Source organism: Bradyrhizobium sp. P5_C11_2 (genome assembly GCF_054049755.1).
On the sequence record NZ_JBFULT010000689.1, the window covers coordinates 1 to 3,431 of the forward strand.

General features: G+C 64.4%; 4 protein-coding genes. All 4 read left to right on the forward strand.

Annotated elements, in window-relative coordinates:
- A partial coding sequence (locus tag ACXJL8_RS36925; RefSeq protein ID WP_456686607.1) for an NAD(P)/FAD-dependent oxidoreductase occupies positions 1 to 947 on the forward strand: 947 nt, incomplete at its 5' end.
- Positions 948 to 976: 29 nt separating this feature from the next.
- A complete protein-coding gene (locus ACXJL8_RS36930) occupies positions 977 to 2,035 on the forward strand; it encodes an ABC transporter substrate-binding protein (RefSeq protein ID WP_456618051.1) in 1,059 nt (352 codons plus the stop codon).
- Between the two features lie 28 nt (positions 2,036 to 2,063).
- Entirely contained in the window at positions 2,064 to 2,921 is an 858-nt protein-coding gene (locus tag ACXJL8_RS36935; RefSeq protein ID WP_456618050.1) for an ABC transporter permease, read from the forward strand.
- The coding region (locus ACXJL8_RS36940; protein ID WP_456686608.1) for an ABC transporter permease at positions 2,918 to 3,431 on the forward strand (514 nt) is incomplete at its 3' end. The genes ACXJL8_RS36935 and ACXJL8_RS36940, both read left to right, overlap by 4 nt.

Here is a 3,431-nt window from a genome sequence, read left to right on the forward strand (position 1 = left end):
ACCTCACCAGCGCCGCGTTGACGCGCGCAGGCCAGGTCAAGGCCGCGCACAACGAGACGACCTTGAGGGCCGCGATCGACGAAGCCAATTGGATGACGCGCGAGATGGGCGATGTCGAAGTCCGCATCCTCGACAAGCGCGGGGTACGCGAGGAGACCGGCTCGGACACCTTCGTCGGCGGCGTGCTCAATCCCGGCTCGGGCGGCATTCATCCGCTGAACTATCTGCGCGGCCTCGCCGACGGCGTGGCGCGCCGCGGTGTCTCCATTTTCCAGGAATCGCCGGTGCTCAAGCTGAGGCGAGAGCAGGGCGGCATCGTCGCGGAGACGCCGAATGGCGCCGTGCGCGCGAAGCAGGCGATCATCGCCACCAACAGCTACTCGGACCTCACCAGCGCCACCGCGCAGATGCAGCGCACGCTGATCCCGTTCCGCAGCGCCATGGTCGCAACGGAAAAACTGCCGCGCAATCTCGCCGGAAAGCTGATGCCGACCGGGCGCACCTATACCGAGACCAAGCGCATGATGCGCTGGTTCCGCATGGTCGATAACCGCGTCATTTTTGGCGGCCGCGGCGCGTTCGGCAAAGAGGACTCTGAAGCCGCGTTCGACGCTTTGCGCAAGGCGATGGTCGGCATCTTCCCTGATCTCGCCGATGTCCCGCTCGCCTACAAATGGTCGGGCCTGGTCGGCATGACGCTGGACTCGGTGCCGCATATCGGCCGGCTCGACGATCGCACGCTGTTCTCGATGGGCTACAACGGCGCCGGCGTTGCGATGTCGAGCCTGATGGGGCGCTATCTCGCCGCCTTCGTGCGCGGCGAGACGCCCGACGTCGGGCTGCTCGACGCGCGGCGCATGAAGGCGATTCCGTTCTATCCGCTGCGCGAGCCCGCCGTGCGCATGGTCGCCGGCTGGTACCAGTTTCTCGATGCGATCGGTCAGTGAGATCCAGTTTGGCGACAGAGGAGGTGAGGATGACGATACGGCACTTCAGATTTGGCTACGCCCTGTTGGGCGCTTCGTGCGGTGCGATTGCGTTGGCCGGCACCGCGGCCAACGCCGCCGAACAGATCACCTTCGTCTCGCAAGGCGGCGCCTATCAGCAGGCGCAGACGGTGGCGATCCTCGATCCTTCCGCCAAGAAGCTCGGCATCACCATCAACCAGGATTCCATCCCCGACGCCTGGCCCGCGATCAAGACCCAGGTCGGCAGCGGCAAGCCGATCTGGGACGTTGTCGACACCCCCACTGGCAACTGCCTGCGCGGCGGCGAGCAGGGGCTGATCGAGAAATTGGACTTCTCGAAGATTCCAAACGGCGCAGCGATGCCGGAGGCCTATCGCAGCCCCTATTCGGTGTCCTACGAGTTCTATTCCAGCGTGCTGGCCTACAGCCAGAAGACCTTTCCGAAAGACGCGCCGAACAGTTGGGCGGATTTCTGGGACGTGAAAAAATTTCCCGGCCGCCGCGCGCTGCGCAACCACCCGTTCGCGACGCTCGAGGCGGCGCTGATGGCCGACGGCGTTGCGCCGGACAAGCTCTATCCGCTCGACGTCGACCGCGCCTTCAAGAAGCTGGAGGAGATCAAGCCGCATATCACGGTGTGGTGGACCTCCGGCGCGCAGTCGGCGCAGCTCCTCAATGACGGCGAGGTCGACATGGAGATGGCCTGGAACGGCCGCGTCAGCGCCGTCGCCAAGGAGGGCGCAAAAGTGTCCTTCACCTACAACCAGGGCATTTTGCAGAGCACCTCGCTCTGCATCCTCAAGGGCGCGCCGAATCTCGACGCGGCAGTGAAATTCCTCAACGAGGCCGTCGATCCCGTGCACCAGGCCAATCTGCCGCTCCACATCGACTACGGTCCAGGCAATCCCAAGGCGTTCGAGACCAACGTGATCAAGCCGGAGCGCGCCGCGCAACTGCCGAGCGAGCCGGCCAATGCGGCCAAACAGGCGCTGATGTCCTATGCCTGGTGGTCGTCGCCGGCGGGCGAGGCGGCCGAGAAGCGCTGGGCGTCGTTCATGCAGAAGTAAGCGAAGCGAGGCAGTGGTGACGACATCCATGCCGGATTCATCGCAAAAGCATCAGCGCCGCGAGCACGGGCTGATGCTGGCCTTGGCGTCGCCGGCGCTGCTCGTGATTCTGCTGCTGATCGTGCTGCCGGTCGGCTGGCTGGCCTGGCAGTCGATCTACCATGACGGCTTCACGCTGGAGAACTATCGCCGCATCTTCACCGAGGACATCTATTGGCGCAGCTTTGCGCTGACCTTCGAGATCAGCCTCGCGGTCACCTTGTTCGCGCTGCTGCTCGGCTATCCCGTGGCCTATCTCGCCAACGCCGTGCCGAAAGGCTGGAGCATCCTGATCCTGTCGCTGGTCGTGCTGCCGTTCTGGACCAGCGTGCTGGTGCGGGCCTATGCCTGGCTGGCGCTGCTCCAGCGCACCGGCGTGATCAACCAGCTGTTGCGCTATCTCGATGTGATCTCCGAACCGCTCGCGCTGGTCCACAACACTTTTGGCACGGTGGTGGCGACCGTGCACATTCTGCTGCCGTTCATGGTGCTGCCGCTCTATGCGACCATGCAGAAAATCCCCGGCGATCTCATGCAGGCCGGCGCCAGCCTGGGTGCGAGCCCGTCGCTGACCTTCGTCCGCGTCTTCCTGCCGCTGTCGCTGCCGGGCGTGCTCGCGGGCTGCACCATGGTGTTCGTGCTCTGCCTCGGCTTCTACATCACGCCGGAACTGCTCGGCGGCGGCCGTACGGTGATGGTGTCAATGCTGGTGAGCCGCAATGTCGAGCTCTACAACCAGTTTGGCGCGGCGAGCGCGGTCGCGGTGGTGCTGCTCGTCAGCGTGCTCCTGATCTTCCTCGTCGTCAGCCGCTTCATTTCGCTCGATCGCATATTGGGGCAGAAATGACGCGCGTGTCGCCCGCAAGGATCGCTCTGTATGTGATCAGCGCCCTAGTGCTGGTCTATCTGATCCTGCCGGTGCTGATCATCGTGCCGATCTCGTTCTCCAGCGCGCGCTTCCTGACCTTCCCGCCGCCGTCCTTCTCGCTGCGCTGGTATCAGCAGTATTTTTCCAACCCGGCCTGGATGCAGGCGACGCGGGTGACGCTGACAGTCGCGCTGCTGACCGTCCTGATCGCGACGCCGCTCGGGGTTGCCGCCGCCTATGCCATCAGCCAGTCGAAGCTGCGTATCATGCGGATCATCCACATGATGCTGCTGTTGCCGCTGGTGGTGCCGATCATCATCACCGCCGTCGGCATCTTCTTCGTCTATGCCAAGGTCGGCCTCGTCGCGACCCTGCCGGGCCTCGTGCTCGCCAACGTGATGCTGRGCCTGCCATACGTCATCATTTCGGTGCTGGCGGGCTTGCAGAGCTTCGATCCGGCGCAGGAGATGGTGGCGCGCAGCTTAGGGA

Bases quoted from the DNA above. Each gene is read 5' to 3' on its own strand.
- ACXJL8_RS36930 (WP_456618051.1), top strand. From the start codon at position 977: ATGACGATACGGCACTTCAGATTTGGCTACGCCCTGTTGGGCGCTTCG.
- ACXJL8_RS36935 (WP_456618050.1), top strand. From the start codon at position 2,064: ATGCCGGATTCATCGCAAAAGCATCAGCGCCGCGAGCACGGGCTGATG.